The sequence below is a fragment of the Candidatus Nitrotoga sp. BS genome, from assembly GCF_927797785.1.
Lineage (GTDB): Bacteria > Pseudomonadota > Gammaproteobacteria > Burkholderiales > Gallionellaceae > Nitrotoga.
The window spans coordinates 47,466-72,078 of sequence record NZ_CAKMLL010000078.1 but is presented as its reverse complement, the minus strand read 5'-3'; the positions used below and the strand labels follow the sequence as shown (position 1 = coordinate 72,078).

Below are 24,613 nucleotides of genomic sequence, written 5' to 3'. Positions count from 1 at the left end.
TTTCTTCGGCGCGATTTTCGGCAACCGCCGATTACTGCGCTAACATTCAAACAAATCACTGGGTAGAGTAGAGAACAGGTTCTCTACTCTACCCGTTCGTTCCTTCGTTCTCCATTCGTTTCCTCTTTGCATTTACGATCCGACGGATATAGAACGCGCGCTGCTTCAGCAAAGGCAAATAGCATAGCGACAGGAAATCGCAGAATACCCACAGAGGTGTACCACACTCAAATCTTTGGTGATGACCATCGGCGGTGACCTCGACGATGGGGCTGAATACAGTGCCTTGCATCGAAACCTGCAGGGTAGCTCCGGTGTCAAGAAGCGAAAGGGAAAGCGCTTGATCGGCCTTGACGGATTCGACTATCTGACCATCGACGACAACGTCGAGCGGCACAGAGCGGCTCAAAAAACCAGCGTGTCGATAGAGTTCAATGTTCAGGACGCTCAACGCTCAAGTTAAGGGGCGCGACGTTTTTGGCGCGCCCCGCCTGGACGAGGGGTAAGGCTGGGCGATGGCTCGACAAGGCGTCCAGTGACGTATTTGTGAAGAACGCTGGCCATTAACGTCTGGTAAGGGATTGCCTCTTCTGCTGCCTTTGCCTGAAGGTCGTTGAGATCGCGGGAAGAAATACGAATGTTGACACGCTTGTCTTTAGCCAGAGATGCGGAAGCCATTGCCGCATAACGTGCAATTTCACTTTTGTTTTTGGGAACGGGCTGCCATTCGCCTCTTTCAAAAGAAGCAAGAATTTCTTCTTCAAGTTTACGTTCATTATCCATTTCAATTTTCCTCATCAAGATAAATACGAGTGGCTTTGCGGTTGGGGATGATCGTTTTCAGGAAGACTTCCTGTTTCGTTTCCACAAACGGCACCAAGTAGGCATAGCCACGAATTCGAACCACAAAAATACGCTGGTTCGGGTAAAGGACTGTGTTCGGATGATCCAGCACGACAAGAAGGCCGCCATTCGACATGGCCGATACTACCTCTTCAAAAGATATACCACGCTCAGCTTTGAGGCTGATATTCTTCTCAGTGCTCCAGTTCACAGGCTTCATGCTGCCAATATTACACCTGTGTGCCTTATGGCATCAAGAGGCCTAACGTTTGAGCTAAGCGAAAGCATGAAATTTGTTCCAGGAACGATATAAAGCGATTTTGGTTGATGCGGACACTTATCTGATGGAATTGATACGTTATGTTGTCCTCAATCCGGTAAGAGCGGGGATGGTGGATCATCCCGGGAAGTGGCCATGGAGCAGCTACAATGCAATGTTGGGTGAAGTTTCAGCGCCGTCATGGTTGGCGACTAACAAATTGTTGGCACAATTTGGAAGCAAACGAAATGAGGCGGTGCACAGGTATCGTCAATTTGTTGCGCAAGGCATTGGACAAGAATCAATATGGCGACATTTAAACCGGCAAGTGTTTCTGGGTGATGATCATTGTGTGCAACAAATGCAGCAAAAAACCAAGGCATTGCCTGAAGATATCAATATACCCAACGCCCAGCGCTAACCACCTGCACCGCCGCTGGAAAAAATAGCGCAGGCTCATGCCAACCGTAATGAAGCCATTGTGGCAATGTATGCGACTGGCGAATATAGTTACTCACAGATTGCAGCGTTCTTTAAATATGCATTTCACAACTATTGGTAAAATTGTTCGAAAAGTATAAGCAAATAGCGGTAAAAAAGAGCGGGTAGTTTGGCAGTAAAGGTATGAAAGCTTAGAATATATACCTGACTCTAACGTGTGCTTGCACTCCATGGATTGATGACGGGGACGTCGGCCGCTTCGAAGGGGGCTGTATCGCGTGACGCCACGATGAAGCCCCGCGAGGCCGCGATCGCGGCGATGTAACCATCAGGCGTTGGGAAGCCTCGCCCACTAGTCTTGGCCATCACGGCCAGCTCGGCATAGCGCTGTGCTGCATCGGTGTCGAATGGCAGCACCCGATCCCTGAACAGTCCCATCAGACCGTCAAGAGCCTGTGCCAGCATGTTCTTGCGTTTGCCGGCCGGGAGCGCCGCGATGCCAAACAGCAGCTCGGCCAGCGTCACGCTGGACAAATAAAGCGTTTCGGCGGCTTGATCGTTCAGCCAAGCTCGCACGGCTTGGTGTGGCTCAGGCTTCATCGCCTCGGAAACGACGTTGGTATCGAGGACGATCATTCAAACCTCAGCGGCTCGGCTGGTGCCTTGTCTTCCACCTGGTCGAAGACCTCGAAATCCTCGTTCGTCAGGCCAATTTTCCGGCCCAATGCTGCCAGAGCTTCACCCAAGCGAACGCGTGACTCAGGTTTGACCGCGGCTGCCAGAATCTCGCGGACCTCGGCCTCGGTGCTGTGCCCATGTTGGGCAGCTCGCACACGTAACGCGCGGTGCACGTCGTCGGGCAGATTGCGTACTGTCAGCATTGCCATCGCATCACCTCATATAAATACATTCAATGCTTTCATTTTATATTTTTGAATGTGAATTTGCAAAGGGCAGTCATATCGTAAAACAGTTGTTTCCCGATACGGGTGATGACAGACCATCACTAAGGTCTACATTGAAATGTGGATCATGACCGTCGATGAAAAGCGTAGCATAACTCACTGACGGGGTGTGGCTTGTGGGGTTCGTATCCGGGAAACCAGACTTGCAGGATTAGTTTACGGGCGAAAAAAATACCATCAATCGGCTGGGCATCCAGTTGATGTTGCCGGGAAACGGACCTGTCGGAAATGCTGCGTGGCCGCCGGTGTTGGGTTGTTCCAGTGTGACGGCGGTTGAAGCTTCAGCGGAGCTTGGCAATGTTGAGGCAGGCAGGAATGGGTCATTTTTTGCGTTGATGACGAGTGTGGGGACTGCGATGAATTTCAGTAATGGTTTGCTGGAGACTTTGAGCCAGTAATCGTCGGCGTCGATGAATCCATGCAACTGTGCAGTAACGAGTGTATCAAATTCACGAAAAGTGGTGGCAGCAGTGATGGCGTTAACGTTTAGCAAGCCGGGGAATTTTTCGGCTTTTATCAGTGCTTTAGTTTTAAGCGTGGAAAGAAAACGCGCGGTGTAGATGTGGCGATTAAAACCCTGATCGAGCGCGTTACCGGCGGCAGTTAAATCCAGCGGAGCGGAAATAGCGGCGGCGCGCGCTACCAGACTGTGTGCTGATTCGCCGGATTCACCCAGCCATTTCAGCATGGCGTTGGCACCGAGCGAGACGCCAACTGCGTATAGCGGCGCGTCGGGATGACGTGATTTGACGTGGCGCAGAATGCGTTCGATTTCTGCGCTGTCTCCGGCGAAATAGGCGCGCGGCAGACGGTTATCTTCGCCCGAGCAGCCGCGAAAATGCGCGACAACGCCGTTCCAGCCGCGCGCTTTTACGCTGTGCATCAAGCTCTGCGCATAGTAGCTGGCCGAGCTACCTTCGAGGCCGTGGAATAGCACGACGACAGGTGCGATAGCGTTGCCGTCTATCCAGTCAAAATCCAGAAAATCTCCGTCGTCGAGTTCAAGCCGTTCGCGCCGGTAGTCGGCGTGGGGTGAGGTGATGAAGAGATTAGTGTAGATGGTTTGCAAGTGGCCGCCTGGTAGCCAGGCGGGGGCGATATAAAGTTCCATTGTGGCGGGTTCGGTCGGGGCAGTAAAAATGGGTAGGGTCGCCATGATGAATGCCCCGGCGAAGTCAATGCAAGTGAGGCGTCTTGATCCAAATAATCATAACCAAACTATAAAAATTCCCACTGCCAGAATTAACCCGCCTTTAATTACATAATATAAAGGTCGACTCCATGCTTTTAGTTTTCGACGGTACTGGCCTGCCAACCAAACAAAACGGAATAGTTTGTTGATGCCGCCGGTTTGATCCCCTGTTTCATTGGGTGAGCTTGCTGCGGTCATGATTATTCTGCCTAACCATTTATTAATCACTTGTGCCCAGTGGTAGCGCATTGGACGTTCAATGTCGCAAAACAGGATAATCCGATTGGTGTCGCATCCATTTTTAGCCCAATGAATATAGGTTTCATCAAATACAACGGCTTGCCCATCCCGCCAGCTATAGCGCTGGCCATCAACTTCTATAAAGCAGCGATCATCATTGGGTGTCACCAATCCAAGGTGATAGCGCAGTGATCCCGCGAAGGGGTCGCGATGTTCATTGAGTTTTCCGTCCGGGCCCAATTCTGCAAACATGGCGGCTTTCACGCACGGAATAGCACGCAATAGTTCAACCGTTTTGGGGCAATAGAGTTCAGCTGACGGATGGCTGGCGTCATACCATTTTAAGTAAAAGCGTTTCCATCCGTTTTTAAAAAACGAATTAAAACCTGCATCATCGTTTTTTTGCGCAGCTTGAATTTTTTTCAACGCTTGCAGATTAAGCGCTTCAGCTCTGATTAATTCCCAGTTCTCTTCCAGCAATTCCAGACCGCTGAATTGTTTGACAGGAAAATAGGCCGTGTAAGGAACCCCTGAAAATAGGTACATAAACAGGTTCATCGGAGCTACGATGGAAGAGTGATCGAATAACTGCCGAAACAGAGGAAGACGAACTTTACCCCGAAGATGTACGAAAGAAATTGATATCACATAAATCGAAATCACTACCCATTTCATAACAACTCCTACATATACAGCTTCTCAAAAATTTTTTTGACACCAAATGAAATCTTGGCATCATGTTTAAAATTATGTAGTTACGATGTTTGATCTTTATCCGCTTTTTTCGACTACAGTGAAGAGATCCCATGCCGCAATAAATATTGCTGCAATCACCGGACCAATGATGAATCCGTTCAAGCCAAAAAGAGCCATGCCGCCAAGCGTGGAAATAAGTACCACATAATCTGGCATTTGTGTGTCTTTGCCGACAAGTATAGGCCGAAAAATGTTATCTATCATCCCGATCACAAGCACGCCAAATGCGATCAGGATTACGCCGTTCCATGTTTCACCTGTGACGAGAAAATAAATTGCAACCGGTGCCCATATCAAAGCGGCGCCAATTGCAGGCAAAAGCGAAAGAAATGCCATCAGGACGCCCCACAATATGGGCCCCTGAATACCAAGAATCCAGAAGATTAGACCACCTAAAGCGCCTTGCATCGCGGCCACTGCGATATTGCCTTTTACCGTCGCACGAAGAGCCGTGATGAACTTGCTGAACAAATACTGTTGATGCTCCATGCTTAATGGAATTGCTAACTTGATCCGCCTGGACAAACTGGAACCGTCACGTACTAGAAAAAACAGCAAATACAGCATGATGCCAAAACTGATAACGAACTCAAAAGTATTTTGACCGATAGTAAAAGCTTGAGTTGCAATGAATTTACTGCCCGCCATCACGCCAACAGATAATTGTTCCTGTAACGCGGCAATGTTACCGAATCCGAAACGATCCAGCAGATCGACCATCCATTGAGGCAAGGCATTAATGATCTGATGAAAATATGTGCCGAAATGCAGCTCACCCGACTGAAGCTTGTGGTAAAAACTGACACCTTCCTTTACTAGAGAAGCGGTAATAAACGCCAGTGGGAGAATCACGACAATCAAACACAGAGCAAGAGTAGCGAGCGCCGCCAGATTTTTCCTGCCGCGCGTTACAACGAGCAAGCGACGATAGAGAGGCGCAAACATTATGGCAAGGACGGTACCCCAAAAAACCGCACCAAAAAAAGGCCATACGATCCAGCCGAATGCAATGGAGACTATAGTTAACAGGAGTAGAAATGTTTTTTTCTGAAATTCTGAGGAATTCATATGTAATTCTTGAGGCCAAGTCAATGGCATTCACTGTTTTGTTGCCTAATGTTACCTGAACTTAGTATTTAAGGTTCATCAAGAATATATCGTGAAATTATGCTCGAGTTATTCTTGGCAACTTTGGAACGTAAGATACCTTCCTTAACCAATTATCCGGCTCTTATTCATAAACATAATAATCCTTTGTGTGAAGTGACGCCTGTGCTTGAGCGACTCTCTTGCAAGTGCCTTTGGACATTGTCCATTTTGCAATTGAGTAAGCCCAGAATTACGTTTGTGACAGAGCTAAGGCTAAAAAGTGGGGTGATGCAAAAAAAGTGCGTCAGGAGGAGCTGACGCACAAGAAGGGGCTTTTATGAAAAAACAGAAATTAACTCAGACTATTTCGTTTGCGGACTTTCTTTAGTGAACTCATCATGGCTCAATTTGCCATCATGGTTGGTATCCAACGCTTTGAATACTGGGGCAGGCATTTGCTTGCTTGTGGCTTCTTGCAAACTAACAGCGTTATCATTGTTCGTGTCGTAAGCTGTCAAAGACGGTGCGCCTTCTTTTGACATGGAATCAGCCTGGACAATGCTTGTCGCGCCAATTAACAGCATAGAAACTAGAGCTATTGATTGGGCCGCCTTATTTTGTAAAGTTGAAGAATAATTCATCTTGTTTCCTTATATCAGCTCAGCAATATTGCTGTATTGATAACTAAAGCATAGATCATGCCAGAATTGTTTTATGTTTAAAAACAATTAACTAATATTATTTTTTTTTAAAATTTTAATTATTTGAATATTTGTGTCGTGACACGGCAACATAAAGTTTGCGTGATAATTCTAACTACTTGAAATAGAGTAAATACTATTGTCGTCTAGAGCCGACGAATTAGAAATATCCATCTGGCTTTGTTGCGCGCTATGAGCTTGCAAAACAAAAGCTATAAATTTATACATGCCGTGCGGCATAAATCGTCGAACGGCATAATGCTATATGACAGCTATCATTGCAGCCGCTACAATACCCAGACCAAACGCGTGAATGAAGCGATGTTTCATGCCATTTTCAGCGCAATAACTTTATATTCGCATAGTCTCGATCCATATTGCCTTGACCCAAACAATAGAGTTTGATCTTAAATTATTTATCGCCAGTCTGCCGCTTCTGCCTGGTGTGTACCGTATGCTGGATAGTCAAGGGCAAGTACTTTATGTCGGCAAAGCTGGGCAACTAAAAAAACGCGTCGCATCCTACTTCCAGAGATCAAATATCTCGCCGCGCATCAGCTTGATGGTGTCACATATTGAGCGTATTGAGGTGACAGTCACTCGTTCCGAGGCTGAGGCTCTGCTGCTGGAAAATAACTTAATAAAAGCATTAAAACCGCGATATAACATTCTTTTTAGAGATGATAAATCTTATCCATATATCGTTTTGACCGGTCATGCTTTTCCTCGACTGGCTTATTATCGTGGTGCGACCAGCAAGCAACATCAATATTTCGGACCCTACCCCAACTCACATGCAGCCAAGGAAAGCATACAGTTGCTGCAAAAAATTTTTCGCATCCGTACTTGCGAGGACAGTACATTTTCTAATCGTGCCCGTCCTTGTTTACTACACCAGATTCATCGTTGCACTGCCCCTTGTGTTGGACTGATTAGCCAGCAGGATTACGCAACCGATGTGCGCAATGCGAATTTGCTATTACAGGGCAAGCCGGGCGAAGTGGACGTATTGCTGCGCCAAGCCATGGAGCAAGCGGCAGAAGCGCAGCAATATGAGCAGGCTGCTGCGCTACGCGACCAGTTGCATGCGCTGCATACGGTGCAGCAAAAGCAGTTCATGGAAAGTGGTCGTGCAACGGATGCGGACATCGTTGCTGTCGCCGAGCTGGATGGCGCACACTGCGTGAATCTGGCCATGGTGCGTGGTGGCCGGCATCTGGGTGATAAGAGCATTTTTCCGCAAAATGCCGAAGGGCAGGCGGCTGACGAAGTGCTGCATGCCTTTCTTGCACAGCATTACTTAAACCATAGCGTGCCGCCTCTTATACTTACTAGCACGCCTCTTGCGGCAGAAGCCTTGGAAGAATTGCTTGGCGTGCAGGAAGGGCATAAGGTGCAGATACGTCACAGTGTAAGTGGTGAGCGACGCCAATGGCTGGATATGGCGCTGAAAAATGCTCTACTGGCATTACACCAGCAAGCAGGCCAGCAGGTCGGGCAGCTTGCTAGACTGGAAAAATTGCGCGAAGCGCTCGCGCTCCCTCAATTGTCACGTATCGAATGTTTTGATATCAGTCACACCATGGGCGAAGCGACTGTGGCTTCTTGTGTCGTATACGACAGTTTGGCTATGCGCACTGCCGAGTATCGACGATACAACATTAGCGGTATTACTGGGGGAGACGACTGCGCAGCAATGCGCCAAGCTTTGTTTCGTCGTTATCAAAAATTACAGGCTGGAGAAGGCAAGCGCCCCGATTTGATTTTGATCGATGGTGGCGCGGGTCAGCTAAGTGTGGCTTGCCAGGTGCTGGAGCAACTGGACCTGATGGAAATCCCGTTAATGGGTGTAGCCAAAGGCGTGGAACGTAAGCCCGGGTTAGAGCAATTATTGCTGCCACAGTATGAAAAACCGCTACAATTGTCGCCGGACGATCCAGCATTGCACTTGATTCAGCAGGTGCGCGATGAAGCGCACCGATTCGCTATTAGCGGACACCGTGCCAAGCGTGGTAAAGCGCGCACAACATCCATGCTGGAGGAAATTAGCGGGGTAGGGGAGAGACGCAGACGTAATTTGCTGGCTCGGTTCGGAGGTCTGCAAGGCGTGTACCAAGCCAGCTTGGAAGAATTGGCGCAGGTAGATGGCATTAGTCTGGCGCTGGCGGAAAAAATTTATCAACAATTGCACTAGTCATGCCACTCAATATCCCAAATCTGCTAACTTGGTTTCGCATTCTTCTCATACCGGTGTTTCTCGGGGTGTTCTACCTGCCCGACGCAACACTTTCAATGCATCACAAGCATTTAGTCAGCGCAGTGATATTTGCGTTAGCGGCTCTCACAGATTGGCTGGATGGTTATCTGGCGCGTGCGCTTAATCAGACTTCCGCCTTTGGCGCATTTCTCGACCCAGTCGCTGATAAGCTGATGGTGGCTGCTGCATTGATTGTGTTGGTAAAGCTTGGTTATGTGGATATGTTCATCGCGTTCATCATTATCGGTCGTGAAATTGCCATCTCTGCCTTACGCGAATGGATGGCTCAGCTTGGTGAAAGCAAGAGCACTGCGGTTTCCATGCTGGGTAAGGTGAAAACTGTATTTCAGATGATTGCCATTTTGCTGCTGCTTTGGCATGACTCGCTGGTTGGTTTGCCTACTAATACATTGGGTACATTGTTGATTTATTTTGCTGCTGTTTTGACTTTGTGGTCAATGATCTATTACTTGAAACTTGCGCTGCCGCAAATTGTTCGTAAATAGTGGGGTAATTTTGTTGCATAAAAATGTTCACGTTCCTAAATATCAAGGCGGCACGAAATATAGTTTATCAATAACAACGGACGATGAACATTCTTTTGACCATCAAATAACCTAGACATGATTGATCTTTTATCTCATGCAAGTTATACTGCTCCGCTTTCGGGGTGTAGCGTAGCCTGGTAGCGCGCCTGCTTTGGGAGCAGGATGTCGGGAGTTCGAATCTCTCCACCCCGACCAGTTATTTAGTGGTACAGAGTCGAAATAGCTCACAGGAATTTGTGCCCGTAGCTCAACCGGATAGAGCACCAGCCTTCTAAGCTGGGGGTTACAGGTTCGATTCCTGTCGGGCACACCAACGACATGTTTTGTTGGATTTTACCCCATGGTGGCTGTAGCTCAGTTGGTAGAGTCCCGGATTGTGATTCCGGTTGTCGTGGGTTCGAGCCCCATCAGTCACCCCATAAAAAGTAATGACTTAGAGATTGCTCTAGGTCATTTTTTTTGTGGCACATTGGCGGCACAGTAGCAAAAAAACACTCCATAACAGCGGGCTGGTTGCGATGGTTTGGCGACTGAATCGTACCACCATGCCGGCCTGTTTCTTTCGTTACTTCATGTGATTAAGCCTTAAGTAAGTGCCATTCGCCTGACCCCATATTTCAATACAACCTACGGAGCTCAACTTACCGCGTTCCACGGCTCCAGTCGTGACCATCGCTCAATGCACATGATGGAACTCGTAGATCCAGAGGCTGCAATCCACGTCTTCGGGTACGACTCCGTAGCAGTGCACACATGCCCCGTCGCCGATTGCCTCCACATTCAAGACGCTAATCTCGTCCGTGTCCATACTGGGGGGGCAAGCATCGTGACCGAAACTGGCACGGCAGCGGGAAGAATCCTGCCTGTGTGGAAGAAGTACAAGCCGCGCGTTGTTCTCTCGAGCACTCGTTGGTATGTGCTGACAGGCACGCGAAAAGCAATCTTCGTCGTGCGTGTGCCATCGCTTTCTACAACAGTTACCTCACCAGCAGTTGCAACGAAGGCCTCACGAAGCTTTGTTTTACGAAGGATCGACTTGTGCGCACCAGCTTCCCGCATCTGCTTCGAAGCCGAATTTTGCTTTCCGATCTGTGCGCTGATGAAATGCGCACGTCTTCATCGTCTGAGGAAGCACCGTTGTTGCATACCGAACAAGCAGGCACCGTCCGTAATTGGGCGTTTACTACACCTTGGAAGAAGCCTTTGGGCGGCACATGATCGACCGTTTCGACGGGTCGAACCCCGCAGATTACGCGATATCGCTTGTCGGAGGCTGCATATCTTTAGCCTTCTTAATCGGGATAGGAAGGAAGCCTCTCGGCTCCTCCCTCCCACACCACCGTGCGTACGGATCACGTACACGGCGGTTCGATAAATATGACTCCTACCACGCAACAAGAGCGGGTAGACCCAAACTGCTGAAATACCGCACCGGCAAAGCCAGTGCGAGCGCCGGAGTCTTCGACAGCCGCCAAGGCCCATGCGCTGATTTGCTGGTGTTCCATGCTTCACGCACAGTCACACCGCGTTTGCGCAGTTCCCGGTAGCCGGCTCGTCCCCCATTGCTTCCAGATGTAGCAGCGTAACTTGCGTCGTATCCATTTGTCTATGTCGCGCAAAGGGCTCATCACTTCGGCTATGCCGAAATACGCTTTTCAACCAAACACTGAATGTTGCACTTCGAATGTAAATCCAGGACAGGTAATTGCGACATAGCCTTGTGAAATGGGGCTAGACTCGGTTTAATCTGTTATCTAGCATTTGAATTTTTAGTGGTGCCCTGAAGTGAAGTTAATTGTATGAACTTAACAATATCTTGCAACGGGATTTGTTGAGGTTCTTTATCGCACCGCCCCTTGTACTCAACCATAGGTACTTCTTGGCTGAGACCGCGCTCCCCGATTACGATACGATGCGGAATACCAATGAGTTCTAAATCAGCAAACATTACGCCGGGACGTTCGTTTCGGTCATCAAGCAATACTTCAATTCCGGCCGCGCCAATGTCAGTATAAAGCTGTTCTGACGCTATGCGCACGGCTTCGCTCTTATTCATTCCGATAGGTGCAAGCGCTACTTGGAACGGAGCTATGGCAGCAGGCAGGGTAATGCCACGCTCGTCATAATTCTGCTCTATTGCGGCGGCGACGATGCGTGAAACACCGATACCATAACAACCCATTTCCATAAATTGAGATTTGCCGTTTTCATCAAGGTAATTAGCATTGAGCGCTTCGGAATAAGTGGTGCGTAACTGGAAAATATGGCCAACTTCGATTCCGCGACAGAGTTCCAGTGTGCCTTTCCCATCGGGGCTGGGATCACCGGCGACCACATTGCGGAGGTCATATACTTTGGTTTCGTCCAAGTTGATATCGCGTCCAAAGTTTGCGTGAATGTAGTGAAAACCGTCGTCGTTGGCTCCGCAGACAAAATTACTCATGGCAGCGGCAGCATGATCAGCCAAGATTTTTACAGCTACATTGACTGGACCAATATAACCGATACGACAGCCCATGTTCTGATGAATTTCGTCGTCGCTGGCAAAACGGAATTCGCCTAATATTTTGGTGGCCTTGATTTCGTTCAGCATGTGGTCTCCGCGGAGCAGAAGCAGGGTAAAGTTGCCACTGACATCCATTACGGCGATTGTTTTTAGTACTTGTTGCGGCGTTACTTTCAGAAACGCGGCAACGTTTTCAATGGATTTTTGTCCGGGCGTAATGGTTTTTTGCATAGTTTCGGTGGCAGCTGCGCGCAAGATGCTTGGTGCGATGGCCTCAGCCAGTTCCACATTAGCGGCATAATCAGATGTGGGGCAGAATGCTAAACCGTCTTCACCGGAGTCGGCTAGCACATGGAATTCATGTGAGCCACTGCCGCCAATGGCGCCTGTATCTGCCGCTACGGCTCGGAATTGGAGGCCAAGACGGGTGAAAATACGGCTGTAGGTTTCATACATTACTTGGTAGGTTTGTTCTAGGCTGTCGAAGCTGGCATGGAACGAATAAGCGTCTTTCATTACAAATTCGCGTGCACGCATCACGCCAAAACGTGGACGCACCTCGTCCCGGAACTTGGTCTGGATTTGGTAGAAATTCACTGGTAATTGACGATAGCTATTTATCTCACGGCGTGCGATGTCAGTAATAACTTCTTCGTGAGTGGGGCCAAAACAAAATAGTTTGTCATGACGATCTTTAATTTTGAGCATTTGCGGCCCAAATATTTCCCAGCGCCCGGTTTCTTGCCAAAGTTCGGCTGGCTGTATGGCAGGCATTAGCATCTCAATACCACCACCATTATTCATTTCCTCGCGTACCACGGCTTCCACTTTGCGTAACACACGTAGGCCTAACGGCATCCATGTGTACAGGCCGCTGGCCAGTTTCTTGATGTAGCCGGCGCGTAACATCAAACGATGACTGACGAGTTCGGCTTCGGAAGGGGCTTCTTTCTGGGTGGAGATGAAAAATTGTGAAACGCGCATGATGGTAAGTTTGCCAAATCGAATTATCAAGGTGTTAATTTTACAGCGAACGAAGTGTGCATGCTGTACCGATTGTGATGAGACGGCTTTCAATGTGGTGTGAAATGTGAAAAAATCCGCTTTATATCTAAATTAATTAAACAGGTGGCGAAGATGATAGATCGGGATGGTTATCGCCCCAACGTCGGCATTATTCTATCTAACGCTAAGAATCAGGTGTTCTGGGGTAAGCGCATCAGGCAGCATGCGTGGCAATTCCCGCAGGGTGGCATTCAGTTCGGTGAAACACCGGAGCAGGCGATGTATCGCGAATTGCAGGAAGAGGTAGGTTTGAAGTCTTGCCATGTCCAGATACTTGGTCGAACGCGTGAGTGGATACGTTATGAGGTGCCGCAACATTGGGTTAAGCGTGAGTGGCGTGGCAGTTACAAGGGGCAGAAGCAGATATGGTTTTTGCTGAGGCTGGTTGGTCGTGATTGTGATGTCTGTCTGCGTGCTTCCGTGCACCCCGAGTTTGACGCCTGGCGTTGGAACGATTACTGGGTTGAGATGGAAAGTGTGATTGAATTTAAACGGGATGTTTACCGTTTGGCATTGAATGAGTTAGTACGCTATTTGCCGCCAGCAAACAATTTTTCTGGCTGGGATGCATCCAGAAGAGTTGCTAGTAATTTTTGAGCTCCCACCATTAAGGGCGCCTCTAAAAATTGGATTTTTTGGAGGTATCTTGAAGATTGGTTTATAGCTCAGCACGAGGTAACGCTGCTAGCAAGAATGTCACCTATTGGAAGACGAAAAGCCGAGGGAAGTTCAATGTTTACCGGTACTGCCAAAACCGTCACTTCCGCGCTGGCTGATGGGGAAATCCTGAACGATATTAAGCTGCATTTGCAGTACCGGCACGATAACTAGTTGCGCCATGCGTTCCAGAGGCATTAGAGTGAATGGGTGCTGTCCACGGTTCCAGATAGAAATGAATATTTGTCCTTGGTAGTCGGAATCGATTAAGCCGACCAAATTGCCCAGTACAATACCGTGTTTGTGCCCTAGTCCAGAGCGAGGCAAGATCATCGCGGCGCACTGCGGGTCGGCTAGGTGAATCGCAATGCCGCTTGGGATGAGTTCGCATTGGCCAGGCTGAATAATCATGCTCTGGTCAATGCAGGCGCGCAAATCTATCCCCGCCGATCCAGGTGTGGCGTAGGCGGGAGGGTGCTCATGCAGGCGCGGATCAAGAATTTTTACATCCACAGTTTTTTTCATAATTAATTTCCTCGCCGGTAAAGTTTGACTATGTGCTGCAACAAAGCTCGCGCCAGCTTGAGCTTATTCGCGCGCGGTAATACATGCTCGCCCGCATCGTCAAATAAGACCAGCTCGTTGTCATCTGCCCCAATTGCTTGTTGCACAAGATTGGCTGCGAGTAGTGGAATTTTTTTGGTTTTTCGCTTCGTTGCAGCGTACTCGTAAAGGTTGTGGCTTTCAGCCGCGAAACCCACGCAGAACGGTGGCTTTGGAAGCCCAGAGACATACCCCAGGATATCTGGATTGGGTAATAGTTCCAGTGTTAGTCCGCCTGTACTCTTCTTGATTTTCTGTTCGCTCGGTTGAGCTACGCGATAATCAGCTACGGCTGCTACACTAATAAAAATGTCAGTATCTGTGACATGTTTTTGGACTAACTCAAACATTTCCGCCGCGCTGGTGATATTCATCAGCGCGGCACCATGAGGGCAGGGTAAGGCGGTAGGACCGGAAATTAATGTAACTTCCGCACCTAGTTCCAGCGCGGCTTGTGCGATGGCATAGCCCATCTTGCCGGAGCTGCGATTGGTAATGCCGCGTACTGCGTCTATTGCTTCGTAGGTTGGCCCGGCAGTCAGCAGAACTTTCACGCCGGATAGTAATTTTGGCTGAAAAAAGGTGAGCACAGCGCGTGCTAACTCTGAGGGTTCCAGCATGCGCCCCATTCCCTCTTCGCCGCATGCTTGCGTACCGTTGGCAGGGCCTAAAATAGTCACACCATCAGCAACGAGTTGCTGGATATTGCGTTGTGTGGCTGGATTTTCCCACATTTGACGATTCATTGCAGGAGCTACCAGCATAGGACAATTGCGAGCCAAGCACAGCGTGGAAAGCAGGTCATCGGCCAAGCCGTGCACCAGCTTGGCGATGAAATCAGCTGTGGCCGGGGCTATTATAATGGCATCGGTGGCGCGGCTTAGATTGATGTGCGCCATGTGATTAGCTGTGTGTTCGCCCCACTGATTGATGAATACTTGCTTGCCGGATAGGGCCTGCATGGTGGTCGGCGTAATGAAGTGGCACGCAGCTTCAGTCATCGCAACCTGTATTTGTATGCCCTGATTTACCAATAGCCGGGTTAATTCGGCACTTTTATAGGCGGCAATACCTCCGGTGATGCCAAGCACAATACGTTTTGTTTGAATTTGTTCCATAATGCTGCGCATCTTAGCAAGAACTGCTGTTCTTTATCAAAAAACCACTATGCTTAGGCAAAGGAGGGCAATGGGAATTAATAATTGGCCTGAGGGAGAAAGGCCGCGCGAGAAGTTAATCCAGCGTGGTGCTGCCTCACTCTCGGATGCCGAGTTGCTGGCAATATTTCTGCGCACCGGTGTGGTGGGTAAAAGTGCGGTAGATTTGGCGCGTGACTTGCTTATCCAGTTTGGCACACTTACTCGTTTATTCGCGGCTAGCCAAGAAGAGTTTTGCGCCATATACGGTATGGGGCAGGCCAAATATGTTCAGTTGCAGGCCGTGTTGGAAATGTCACGGCGTGCCTTGCAAGAGGAAATGCGCATGGGTGACGCGCTAAACTCGCCGGGCGCGGTACGAGATTATCTGCGATTGCTGCTGCGTGGCCGTGAACAGGAAGTGTTCTTGGTTGCCTTCCTTACTGCACAAAACCGTGTAATTGCATCAGAAGAAATGTTCCACGGCACGCTCACCCAAACCAGCGTGTATCCGCGCGAAGTGGTTAAACGTGCGTTGTATCATAACGCTGCTGGAGTCATCTTGGCACATAATCATCCATCAGGCGCGGCTGAGCCCAGTCAGTCCGATCGCTTGCTCACCGACACGCTTAAGAAGGCACTTGCGCTGGTGGATGTGCGCGTTCTTGATCATTTTATCGTGGCAGGAACGGGGTGTTTGTCTTTTGCAGAGAGAGGAATGCTGTAATGGCTTATCAGCTGACTAATGAAACCCCACAGTTAATTTCGTACAGCTCATGTGGATTAATTTCTCAGCTAATTTTACTTTTAATCTTTACAAAATGCCTTTGTGTCGGTGCATTTCCATTTTTTGCGAATGTACGCGTGTTACGCTAAATGATCGTCTCGCTTTAATTGGGTTGTAAGTGGCTGCTATGAATTAAAGTAGCAGGCTTGCCAACTTTTTGCCACGATGCTGAAATTTACGCATTAGGCCAATGTCTTTCATCCAGTAAAAATATTATTTGCGCTACTTGCGCTTTCATTGCAGACCCTACATACATGTGTTGGGATAACAGTGTGGCTATTTTTTTGGAGGCTGTCATTGTTTTATTTGTTGGCCTGAAGCATCAAATGAACTTCTTACCAAAATGGTGCCTAAAAGAAATATTCTCTTGATCAGCTAAAGCGAAACAAAAGTAATGGTGAGGGTTGTTAAGTAAAAATGTCAATGTGCCCAATAAATATGCTCGTAGTAGAGAAAAATATTATCGGCAAAGTAGATATAAACCTTGCAGTTTTCTCAGACGAATATAACAATGCGTCCCTAATTTTTAGAATGGAGGTTCCATGAAACCAGTTTATATTTTGTTCCTGCTAAGTTTATCTCTCGCGGTATCAGCTAATGCATACGCGGGTAGAGCCATGTTGAGCGTCAATTCGTTCGCGGGGGGATCCTTGTTAGTCGTCAATTGTAAAGGCGAGGATGTGGGGGCAGAAGTGTTGGTTAACGGCGAATTTAAAGGGGAATGCCCATTAGAGGTCAAGGTGCCTGCTGGCACATTGGAGTTGAAGGTGCAAAAGAAAGTTGATCCCTTTAATGATCGAATATTTGAACAAGAAATTCGTTTGGGTGATGATGTTACAAAAAAAATCGATGTAATATTGGGCGCGGCGCAGCTTAACCTCAAAGGCAAACAGCAGAAATCTAGGGAGTTAGCAGTAGGGATTAAAGAAAATAAATTACCGGATGAACACAAAAAATGTCTCGAATGTCCCGAGATGGTGCCGATTCCAGGCACTAACTTTGCGATGGCAAAATACACTGTGACGTTCCAAGACTGGGATGCTTGCGTGATAGATGGTGGCTGTAACGGTTATCATCCTTCGGATAAGGAATGGGGGCATGGTACTCGTCCTGTGATTAATGTGAGCTGGAATGATGCTCAAGCTTACATTCAATGGCTATCGAACAAGAGCGGTAATACTTACCGTCTACCGACTGAAGAGGAATGGGAAATCGCTGCACGAGCTGGCACTACAACCGAATATTATTGGGGTATTTTTCCTTTTGGAGATTCGGCTTCTAGTATCAATGCAAATTGCAATGGTTGCGGAAGCAAGTGGGACAATAAATCAACCTCGCCAGTTGGTAGCTTCAAGCCAAACGGTTTTGGATTGTATGACATGTCTGGCAATGTTTGGCAATGGACGGATAGTTGCTGGGAGGGTGACTGTAATACACGAGTGCTTCGTGGTGGCTCTTGGAATGACACCACGTCAAACATTCGTATAGCTACTCGTTTCAAGGACGATGTGAATGGGTATTATCATATCAGCGGATTTAGACTTGCTATGACGCTGAAATAAAATATTGTGGATTAGTGTTTTGTTCTTGTCTTACTTTTATAATTTGCATAACTGCTGAATAAGTATATAAAAGGCGATTGTTGAGTGGGGATAGTATGGGAAACTAGAATAAATTTAAGTCTGCCTCTCATTACAAATCTTGTACATTAATGAAAAAACCTCATTTGAGGAGGTTAAGAGTGCTTAAAAATTCGGCTTTTTTATTTTTTAACGGAGATTTCATGAAATTAATTTATTTTTTGTTCTTGTTTGTTGTGGCCGCATCATCTTCTAACGCTTACGCGGCGGACTCCATACTGAGAGTCGTTTGCGCTGTTGATGACGTGGGTGCTGATGTTTCGGTTAATGGGAAATTTAAGGGCGAATGCCCGTTGGATATAAAGGTGCCTATGGGCACAGTGAAGTTGAAGGTGCAAAAGAAAGTTGATGCCTTTAGTGATCGCATATTTGAGCAAAAAATCCGAGTAGATTATGCCGTGGTAAAGAGGGTTGATGTGATATTGGGTGCGCCCACACTTAATGCCGAAGGCAAGCGGGTCAAACCTGAGCAATCGAAAGTTTCCAAGACCCAGGAAAAATCAGCTGAAAAAAAGCTTAAGGCATGTACCTTCTGCCCTGAAATGGTGCCGATTCCAGGTACGGATTTTGAGATAGGGAAATATACTGTCACGTTTGATGAATGGGATGCATGTGTGGCAGACGGTGGATGTAATGGTTATATGCCAGTTCAGGAAGAGATAGGACGCGGTTTGCAGCCTGTAATTAATGTGAGCTGGAATGATGCTCAGAGCTATATCGAATGGTTATCGAAAAAAACTGGTAAAAATTACCGCCTGCCGAGTGAATCTGAATGGCAAATTGCCGCGCGGGCTGGTACTACTACTCAGTATTATTGGGGAAATGAACTTGGTTTTAAGAATGCCAATTGTCGTGGGTGTGATAACAATTATGACAAGAAAAAATATACCACAACCGAAGTGGGGAGTTATAAGCCGAATCCTTACGGTCTGTATGACATGTTGGGCAACGTCTGGCAATGGACGGACGGTTGCCGGGAAGGTGATTGTGCGAAACTGGTTCTTCGAGGCGGGTCTTTTGAATACGAGCCTGAGTATCTAACCGCAAGATATCGCGAAGGAATTGAAGCTACGGAACGAATCAATAATCTTGGGTTTCGCCTTGCTAGGACATTGCCGTAACTTAGCGTTTTAAAATATTGGCTCGGCCATCGAATAGATAAGCGGCAAAGTGTGGAAGGGTGTTTGATGTTAGCGCTAACACTTGCAGAGCATTGTGGTTGACATCAACTCTATCACTCGCTAAATTCTATCTCATGGTAATAATTAATTCAGCAAAAGGAAAAAATAATGGCTGTTCTCGTCGGCAAGCTTGCCCCCGATTTTACTGCTGCTGCAGTGATGGGTAACAATGAAATAAACGAAGCTTTTAGCTTGATTAACCACTTGGATGGCAAGTATGGTGTGGTGTTCTTTTACCCACTGGATTTTACTTTCGTATGTCCTTCCGAATTGATTGCTTTTGATCATCGCCTAGACGAATTTAAGAAGCGTAAAACTGAAGTAATCGGCATTTCTATTGATTCGCAGTTTACTCATTTGGCTTGGAAAAATACGCCTGTTAATATGGGCGGCATCGGTCAGGTGCGCTACCCGCTGGTGGCCGACATTAAGCATGAAATTTGCCGCGCTTATGACGTTGAACACAAGGACGGAGTGGCTTTCCGTGGCTCGTTTCTGATAGACCGTGGCGGTGTGGTGCGCCATCAAGTGGTGAACGATCTACCGCTTGGTCGCGACATTGATGAGATGCTACGTATGGTAGATGCATTGCAATTTCACGAGGAGCATGGTGAGGTTTGCCCCGCTGGCTGGCGCAATGGTGAGGCTGGGATGAATGCCTCTTCAGAGGGCGTGGCGAAGTACTTGGCCGAGCACGCTGAAAAATTGTAAGCGCCAATTTCATGTTACGAAAAGGCTCCCAAGGGAGCCTTTTTATTGATCTCAATAGCATCCAAGGGCTGCTACAATTCGACCACGCTGTAACGATTTTGCAATGCACTCATGTTGATCTGGCTCGTCATTCTTTATCTTATGATTTCTATCGGAATCGGTATGTATGCCGCCACGCGCGTACATAATGTCAAAGACTATGTGATGGCCGGACGGCACTTGCCGCTGTATATCGTGACTGCCACAGTGTTTGCTACCTGGTTCGGTGCGGAAACAGTGCTGGGAGTATCCGCGACGTTCGTTCAGGAGGGCTTGAGGGGAATCGTTGAAGATCCCTTTGGCGCCAGCATGTGCTTGATTCTGGTGGGTGCATTTTTCGCCGCCAAGCTTTATAAAATGAACCTGATTACCATTGGCGACTATTACCGGCAGCGTTTTGGTCGCACGGTGGAGGTGCTTACCAGCCTGGCTATTATCGTTTCATATTTGGGCTGGGTCTCAGCGCAGATTACAGCGTTGGGCTTGGTGTTCTCATTTATTACCCAAGGTGCGATTTCACCCGGTGAGGGAATGGTGGTTGGCGCTGGCATCGTGCTAATCTACACCCTCTTCGGCGGAATGTGGTCGGTGGCTTTGACAGACGCTTTCCAAATGACGATTATTGTTGTCGGCATGTTGTACCTGACTTGGCTGCTGTCCGGTATAGCCGGTGGCGCAGAAAGGGTCATAGACCATGCTACACAAGCCAATAAGCTTGTCTTATGGCCGCAGCTGGAAATCAGAGATGTGCTCGCATTCATCGGCGCAGCAGTAACCATGATGCTGGGTTCCATCCCTCAGCAAGACGTATTTCAGCGTGTGATGTCAGCAAAAAATGAAAAAACTGCCGTACGCGGCGCGTTACTTGGTGGCACCCTGTATTTTTTGTTCGCCTTTATACCTCTTTTCCTGGCATATTCCGCCACGTTGATCGACCCAGGGATGGTGGCCACGTTGATCGATGGTAACGCGCAGTTGATTTTGCCCACGCTGATCATGAACCACACGCCGGTATTTGCTCAGGTGATGTTCTTTGGCGCACTGCTTGCCGCCATTATGAGCACTGCCAGCGGCACTTTACTGGCACCATCAGTGACTTTTACCGAAAATATCCTGAAAGGCATTATCGGCTACCAGAGTGACCGACATTTTTTGCTGACCATGCGTGCAGTCGTTGTATGCTTTGCCGTGGCCGTTACTTTGTTTGCGTTAAACTCCACATCGAGTATTTATATGATGGTGGGGAACGCCTACAAGGTGACTTTAGTGGCGGCATTCATCCCGCTGGTGTGCGGGCTGTACTGGAAGCGAGCGAATACGCAAGGTGCGTTGTTTGCAATTGTCGCTGGCCTATCGTCATGGTTACTACTTGAAATTTTTAATCCTGAAGGATTGTGTCCACCACAACTGGCGGGCTTGCTGATGAGCGCATCAGGCATGTTGCTTGGCTCGCTGCTGCCTGACTTGAAGCGCCGCCGCCATGCTGCTCATTTGATTGAATAGGGAGCATGACCGTCATACTGCTGTCACAATTCTGTCATACCATCGCAAGTTGTTTGTCATATAAACAACGGAGAAAACAATGACCGCGAATATTCTGGTAGTGGAAGATGAACCTGCGATACAGGAATTGCTGGCATTCAATATAACGCAATGTGGCTACCGCGCAACCGAGGCATTTGATGCCGATGGCGCTTGGACGCACATCAACCATGCGCTACCCGACTTAATCCTGCTTGATTGGATGTTGCCGGGTAGTAGTGGCGTGGAACTGGCGCGTCGTCTGCGCGCCGATCAACGTACACGTAACATCCCCATTATAATGCTGACTGCGCGCACCGACGAACGCGACAAGATTCAAGGGCTGGAATCAGGTGCAGACGATTACATAACCAAGCCATTTTCACCGCGTGAACTGATGGCTCGCATCCGTGCCGTGCTGCGCCGTCGCGCGCCACAAATGAGTGATGAAACAGTAGCTGCAGGTGGTCTGGAATTATCGCCAGCGATGCATCGTATCAACGCTAATGGAGTGCTGATTGATCTGGGGCCGACCGAATTTCGTTTGTTACATTTTTTTATGACCCATCCCGAGAGAGTCTATAGCCGTTCGCAGCTGCTCGACCAAGTTTGGGGCGATCATGTATTTGTAGAAGAGCGTACCGTGGATGTTCACATTCGCCGTTTGCGACAGGCGCTTGAGCCCACCAACTTCGATAGTCTTATTCAGACTGTGCGCGGCAGCGGCTACCGTTTTTCATGCAACTAAACCGGACGAGTAAAACATAGCCGCAATCCATCCCGTCAATTGCATTTTTTTGCACCCTGCCGATATGTGGTTTCCCACCTCTTTGCTCACCATCTCCTTTGCGCAGCGTAATTTTTAAAGGCTACACCATGTGTTATTTTTGGCGGCGTGCACTCTTCGTTCCATTTACCATTCTGGTTCTGTCCCTGCTAGCGTGGGCAGCAGTAGGCGCGTTACTTGCTTCCTTATTCTTCAGTATGTTTATGCTGATAAATCTAGCTCTCCACTTGCGCCAACTCGAAGCACTTGATTACTGGCTGGCCGACTCTGATCAACGTATAGTGCCTAATGGTTCGGGGCTGTGGGAAGAGGTATTCACTCGGCTGAACAGAATGGTACGCCAACACCGCAAAGAACATGAACAACGTGTCGCGGCGCTACAGCACATGGAGCAGGCCACTTCGGCGCTGCCAGAAGGAGTGGCCATACTTGATGAAGCCTACCATATTGAATGGTGCAACCCGCTGGCTGAGCGACATTTTGGCTTGGACTGTAAGCGCGACATCGGCCAGCAGATCACGTATCTGGCGCGTCAACCAGAATTCGTGCAATACCTCGCCCTGCACGAATTCAGCGAACCGTTGGTTTTGTGTGGTGCGCGGCAGAACGGGCTGACGCTGTCCATTAAACTGATTCACTACGGTGACAACAAGCTGCTACTGATCAGCCGAGACATTACCCATTTGGAACGCATTGAAACCATGCGCCGCGATTTTGTAGCAAATGTGTCGCATGAATTGCGCACACCGCTAACGGTAGTCAATGGTTTTGTAGAGACCTTGCACGACATGCCCAACCTTGAAAATAGCATGGCGCGCCGCGCGCTGCACCTGATGGGAGAACAAATGTACCGCATGGAGCAGCTAGTAGACGATTTGCTTACCCTATCTAAGCTGGAAGACACACTCAATGCCTTGCAGGAAGAAGCCGTGGACGTAGCCAGACTTTTATGCACGCTGCATCAAGAAGGGCAATCTTTAAGTGCGGGGAAACATACTTTGCGACTAGAGCTAGAGAGTAGCTGTGCTCTGCTGGGCAACGCCGATGAGTTGCGTAGCGCCTTTGGCAATTTGATATCCAATGCAATCCGTTACACCCCGCATGGCGGCGAGATTCTGGTGAGCTGGCACGAGCAGGGCGAGCAGCCGGTTTTTAGTGTGCAGGACAGTGGCATTGGAATCTCGCCGCAACATATTCCGCGCCTGACAGAACGTTTTTATCGGGTGGACCGCAGTCGCTCACGAGAAACCGGGGGCACAGGTTTGGGGCTGGCAATTGTCAAGCACATCGTCAGTCGACATAAAGCGCGCTTGGAAATTGTCAGTGAGGAAGGCAAGGGCAGTACCTTCAGTATTGTATTTTCTTCCAGTCGGCACCTCCCAGTGCAAGCGGAAAAGGTTATTGCCACTTAGTGACAGCAGCACTTGCAAATGGCCTGACGTTCAATAACGCTCCCTACCTTATGCCATGTTTTTAACATACCATGCCATCGATTCTTCCAGACCTTGAGCAATGGAGTGACTAGGCGCATAACCCAGAAAAGACTGGGCTTTTGAAATATCCGCTTGAGAGTGGCGCACATCACCTGCACGAAAATCACGGTAAACTGGTTTGAATTCTCTCAAATGTGGGAAGTGCGGCATGAGTAATATTCGACTTTGATCAAAGAGGTTGTTGAGCGTAGTTCTATCCCCGACAGCGACATTGTAAACTTGATTGGTGGAAGCGCTCTCTTCTACAGTTGCGGCAAGGAGATTAGCTTGCACAGCGTTATCGATGTAACAAAAGTCGCGGCTGGTTTCTCCATCGCCATTGATAAAAACAGGCTCATTGTTGATCATGCTGGCTACCCACTTCGGGATTACCGCTGCATAAGCACCATTTGGATCCTGGCGACGTCCAAAGATGTTGAAATAGCGCAAACCGATGGTGTGGAATCCGTAACATCGACTGAACACATCGGCATAAAGCTCATTCACATATTTAGTCACTGCATAAGGCGACAAAGGCTTGCCGATTAAATTCTCAACCTTGGGCAACCCCGGGTGATCACCATAAGTTGAACTGGATGCTGCATAAACAAAGCGCTTTACCGCTGCATCTCGCGCCGCCACCAGCATGTTGAGAAAGCCCGAGATATTATTTTCGTTAGTAAGAATGGGGTCCTCAAGCGAGCGTGGCACCGAACCAAGCGCCGCCTGATGTAGCACATAATCCACACCTGACACGGCCTCTCGACAAGCACTTAAATCGCGAATATCCCCCTCGATGAGACGAAACCCAGCCCATTGCTGCGGGGTAACGCAAGTTTGCACCTCCTCTAGGTTCTTTCTGTAACCTGTAGCAAAATTATCCAAGCCTATAACATGCTGATCGAGCCTGAGGAGTGCTTCCACCAAGTTGCTTCCAATAAATCCGGCTGCGCCAGTAACCAGCCAAATACGAGGGTCCTGCGGAAGGTGCTGCTTAATAACTTGAAAAGCGGTCATAATTGTTTTCTCACCAATACCTTAAAGAGACATACCGTATATCTTCAGCTGTACCCGGATTAAACGCGAGCTTGTCGCCAGCCTATGCAAACTGTTTGTGATTCAACTTGAAGGGCTTTGATGCTTTCTAAAACTGATAGCGAAGATGACTTGAATCACAGGCAGAAACTACCCATGACGAATTCTACCGTACTCAGCTT

General features: G+C 48.4%; 27 protein-coding genes and 3 tRNA genes. 16 read left to right on the top strand and 14 right to left on the bottom strand.

Features of this window, described 5'->3' with window-relative positions; genetic code table 11:
* The first annotated feature begins 286 nt into the window (after window positions 1-286).
* Window positions 287-463 (top strand): hypothetical protein, encoded by a 177-nt coding sequence (locus tag MJ769_RS10440; protein WP_239236950.1) that lies wholly within the window; start codon window positions 287-289, stop codon window positions 461-463.
* On the opposite strand, the gene MJ769_RS10435 is transcribed toward MJ769_RS10440, so the two are convergent.
* Together MJ769_RS10435 and MJ769_RS10430 are read right to left on the bottom strand one after the other, a co-directional pair.
* The gene (locus tag MJ769_RS10435; RefSeq protein ID WP_239236949.1) at window positions 460-783 is read right to left on the bottom strand and encodes a hypothetical protein; all 324 of its coding nucleotides are present in this window, start codon (window positions 781-783) and stop codon (window positions 460-462) included. The two genes, MJ769_RS10440 and MJ769_RS10435, sit on opposite strands and share 4 nt — an antisense overlap.
* 1 nt (window position 784) lies before the next feature.
* Window positions 785-1,063 (bottom strand): BrnT family toxin, encoded by a 279-nt coding sequence (locus MJ769_RS10430; RefSeq protein ID WP_239236948.1) that lies wholly within the window; start codon window positions 1,061-1,063, stop codon window positions 785-787.
* A gap of 124 nt (window positions 1,064-1,187) precedes the next feature.
* On the opposite strand from MJ769_RS10430, the gene MJ769_RS10425 reads away from it, so the two are divergent.
* Complete coding sequence (locus MJ769_RS10425) at window positions 1,188-1,523, top strand: hypothetical protein (RefSeq protein ID WP_239236947.1); 336 nt, start codon at window positions 1,188-1,190, stop codon at window positions 1,521-1,523.
* A 230-nt stretch (window positions 1,524-1,753) separates the two neighbouring features.
* Here the strand turns inward: MJ769_RS10425 and MJ769_RS10420 are convergent, their stop codons facing one another.
* The 6 genes from MJ769_RS10420 to MJ769_RS10395 all read right to left on the bottom strand — a co-directional run bounded on the left by MJ769_RS10420 (window position 1,754) and on the right by MJ769_RS10395 (window position 6,426).
* The gene (locus MJ769_RS10420) at window positions 1,754-2,179 is read right to left on the bottom strand and encodes a type II toxin-antitoxin system VapC family toxin (RefSeq protein ID WP_239236946.1); all 426 of its coding nucleotides are present in this window, start codon (window positions 2,177-2,179) and stop codon (window positions 1,754-1,756) included.
* Window positions 2,176-2,430, bottom strand: coding sequence for a FitA-like ribbon-helix-helix domain-containing protein (locus MJ769_RS10415; RefSeq protein ID WP_239236945.1), 255 nt, complete (start codon window positions 2,428-2,430; stop codon window positions 2,176-2,178). Before MJ769_RS10415 ends, MJ769_RS10420 begins: the two co-directional genes overlap by 4 nt.
* A 229-nt stretch (window positions 2,431-2,659) precedes the next feature.
* Window positions 2,660-3,664 (bottom strand): YheT family hydrolase, encoded by a 1,005-nt coding sequence (locus MJ769_RS10410; RefSeq protein ID WP_239236944.1) that lies wholly within the window; start codon window positions 3,662-3,664, stop codon window positions 2,660-2,662.
* 51 nt (window positions 3,665-3,715) lie between these two features.
* Window positions 3,716-4,615, bottom strand: a complete 900-nt coding sequence (lpxO, locus tag MJ769_RS10405) for a lipid A hydroxylase LpxO (protein ID WP_239236943.1) — start codon at window positions 4,613-4,615, stop codon at window positions 3,716-3,718.
* A gap of 96 nt (window positions 4,616-4,711) precedes the next feature.
* Complete coding sequence (locus MJ769_RS10400) at window positions 4,712-5,764, bottom strand: AI-2E family transporter (protein WP_239236942.1); 1,053 nt, start codon at window positions 5,762-5,764, stop codon at window positions 4,712-4,714.
* Window positions 5,765-6,147: 383 nt separating this feature from the next.
* The gene (locus MJ769_RS10395) at window positions 6,148-6,426 is read right to left on the bottom strand and encodes a hypothetical protein (RefSeq protein WP_239236941.1); all 279 of its coding nucleotides are present in this window, start codon (window positions 6,424-6,426) and stop codon (window positions 6,148-6,150) included.
* A 454-nt stretch (window positions 6,427-6,880) separates the two neighbouring features.
* Here MJ769_RS10395 and uvrC point away from each other — a divergent pair, with 454 nt between their 5' ends.
* The 6 genes from uvrC to MJ769_RS10365 all read left to right on the top strand — a co-directional run bounded on the left by uvrC (window position 6,881) and on the right by MJ769_RS10365 (window position 10,509).
* Window positions 6,881-8,680 carry an excinuclease ABC subunit UvrC gene (uvrC, locus tag MJ769_RS10390; protein ID WP_256445716.1) on the top strand — a complete coding sequence of 600 codons (1,800 nt, stop codon included), beginning with the start codon at window positions 6,881-6,883 and terminating at the stop codon, window positions 8,678-8,680.
* A 2-nt stretch (window positions 8,681-8,682) separates the two neighbouring features.
* Window positions 8,683-9,249 carry a CDP-diacylglycerol--glycerol-3-phosphate 3-phosphatidyltransferase gene (pgsA, locus tag MJ769_RS10385; RefSeq protein WP_239236940.1) on the top strand — a complete coding sequence of 189 codons (567 nt, stop codon included), beginning with the start codon at window positions 8,683-8,685 and terminating at the stop codon, window positions 9,247-9,249.
* A 160-nt stretch (window positions 9,250-9,409) separates the two neighbouring features.
* Window positions 9,410-9,486, top strand: a tRNA-Pro gene (locus MJ769_RS10380).
* Window positions 9,487-9,527: 41 nt separating this feature from the next.
* Window positions 9,528-9,604, top strand: a tRNA-Arg gene (locus MJ769_RS10375).
* 30 nt (window positions 9,605-9,634) lie between these two features.
* Window positions 9,635-9,710: transfer RNA gene (locus tag MJ769_RS10370), tRNA-His, on the top strand.
* Window positions 9,711-10,329: 619 nt separating this feature from the next.
* Window positions 10,330-10,509 (top strand): hypothetical protein, encoded by a 180-nt coding sequence (locus MJ769_RS10365; RefSeq protein ID WP_239236939.1) that lies wholly within the window; start codon window positions 10,330-10,332, stop codon window positions 10,507-10,509.
* 134 nt (window positions 10,510-10,643) lie between these two features.
* Here the strand turns inward: MJ769_RS10365 and MJ769_RS10360 are convergent, their stop codons facing one another.
* The 3 genes from MJ769_RS10360 to MJ769_RS10355 form a co-directional block, all read right to left on the bottom strand.
* On the bottom strand, window positions 10,644-10,796 hold the full coding sequence (locus MJ769_RS10360) for a hypothetical protein (RefSeq protein WP_239236938.1): 153 nt from the start codon (window positions 10,794-10,796) through the stop codon (window positions 10,644-10,646).
* A 3-nt stretch (window positions 10,797-10,799) separates the two neighbouring features.
* Window positions 10,800-10,931 carry a group II intron maturase-specific domain-containing protein gene (locus tag MJ769_RS14755; protein ID WP_445083091.1) on the bottom strand — a complete coding sequence of 44 codons (132 nt, stop codon included), beginning with the start codon at window positions 10,929-10,931 and terminating at the stop codon, window positions 10,800-10,802.
* A 110-nt stretch (window positions 10,932-11,041) separates the two neighbouring features.
* Window positions 11,042-12,781 (bottom strand): proline--tRNA ligase, encoded by a 1,740-nt coding sequence (locus tag MJ769_RS10355; protein WP_239236937.1) that lies wholly within the window; start codon window positions 12,779-12,781, stop codon window positions 11,042-11,044.
* A 153-nt stretch (window positions 12,782-12,934) separates the two neighbouring features.
* On the opposite strand from MJ769_RS10355, the gene MJ769_RS10350 reads away from it, so the two are divergent.
* The gene (locus MJ769_RS10350; protein WP_239236936.1) at window positions 12,935-13,459 is read left to right on the top strand and encodes an RNA pyrophosphohydrolase; all 525 of its coding nucleotides are present in this window, start codon (window positions 12,935-12,937) and stop codon (window positions 13,457-13,459) included.
* A 132-nt stretch (window positions 13,460-13,591) separates the two neighbouring features.
* Here the strand turns inward: MJ769_RS10350 and dut are convergent, their stop codons facing one another.
* Complete coding sequence (dut, locus tag MJ769_RS10345; protein ID WP_239236935.1) at window positions 13,592-14,044, bottom strand: dUTP diphosphatase; 453 nt, start codon at window positions 14,042-14,044, stop codon at window positions 13,592-13,594.
* Window positions 14,045-14,046: 2 nt separating this feature from the next.
* Window positions 14,047-15,240, bottom strand: a complete 1,194-nt coding sequence (gene coaBC / locus MJ769_RS10340) for a bifunctional phosphopantothenoylcysteine decarboxylase/phosphopantothenate--cysteine ligase CoaBC (RefSeq protein ID WP_239236934.1) — start codon at window positions 15,238-15,240, stop codon at window positions 14,047-14,049.
* A gap of 70 nt (window positions 15,241-15,310) precedes the next feature.
* Here coaBC and radC point away from each other — a divergent pair, with 70 nt between their 5' ends.
* The 7 genes from radC (at window position 15,311) to phoR (ending at window position 23,336) form a co-directional block, all read left to right on the top strand.
* Window positions 15,311-15,985 (top strand): RadC family protein, encoded by a 675-nt coding sequence (radC, locus tag MJ769_RS10335; RefSeq protein WP_239236933.1) that lies wholly within the window; start codon window positions 15,311-15,313, stop codon window positions 15,983-15,985.
* A 602-nt stretch (window positions 15,986-16,587) separates the two neighbouring features.
* Window positions 16,588-17,607 (top strand): SUMF1/EgtB/PvdO family nonheme iron enzyme, encoded by a 1,020-nt coding sequence (locus MJ769_RS10330; protein WP_239236932.1) that lies wholly within the window; start codon window positions 16,588-16,590, stop codon window positions 17,605-17,607.
* A gap of 149 nt (window positions 17,608-17,756) precedes the next feature.
* A complete protein-coding gene (locus MJ769_RS10325) occupies window positions 17,757-18,806 on the top strand; it encodes a formylglycine-generating enzyme family protein (RefSeq protein WP_239236931.1) in 1,050 nt (349 codons plus the stop codon).
* Window positions 18,807-18,974: 168 nt separating this feature from the next.
* On the top strand, window positions 18,975-19,577 hold the full coding sequence (locus MJ769_RS10320) for a peroxiredoxin (RefSeq protein ID WP_239236930.1): 603 nt from the start codon (window positions 18,975-18,977) through the stop codon (window positions 19,575-19,577).
* A 111-nt stretch (window positions 19,578-19,688) separates the two neighbouring features.
* Entirely contained in the window at window positions 19,689-21,119 is a 1,431-nt protein-coding gene (locus tag MJ769_RS10315; protein ID WP_239236929.1) for a sodium:solute symporter family protein, read from the top strand.
* A 79-nt stretch (window positions 21,120-21,198) separates the two neighbouring features.
* Complete coding sequence (phoB, locus tag MJ769_RS10310; protein ID WP_239236928.1) at window positions 21,199-21,885, top strand: phosphate regulon transcriptional regulator PhoB; 687 nt, start codon at window positions 21,199-21,201, stop codon at window positions 21,883-21,885.
* Window positions 21,886-22,013: 128 nt separating this feature from the next.
* Window positions 22,014-23,336 carry a phosphate regulon sensor histidine kinase PhoR gene (gene phoR / locus MJ769_RS10305; RefSeq protein ID WP_239236927.1) on the top strand — a complete coding sequence of 441 codons (1,323 nt, stop codon included), beginning with the start codon at window positions 22,014-22,016 and terminating at the stop codon, window positions 23,334-23,336.
* Window positions 23,337-23,384: 48 nt separating this feature from the next.
* Here phoR and MJ769_RS10300 read toward each other — a convergent pair whose 3' ends face one another.
* Window positions 23,385-24,413 carry an NAD-dependent epimerase/dehydratase family protein gene (locus tag MJ769_RS10300; protein WP_239236926.1) on the bottom strand — a complete coding sequence of 343 codons (1,029 nt, stop codon included), beginning with the start codon at window positions 24,411-24,413 and terminating at the stop codon, window positions 23,385-23,387.
* Window positions 24,414-24,613 lie beyond the last annotated feature (200 nt).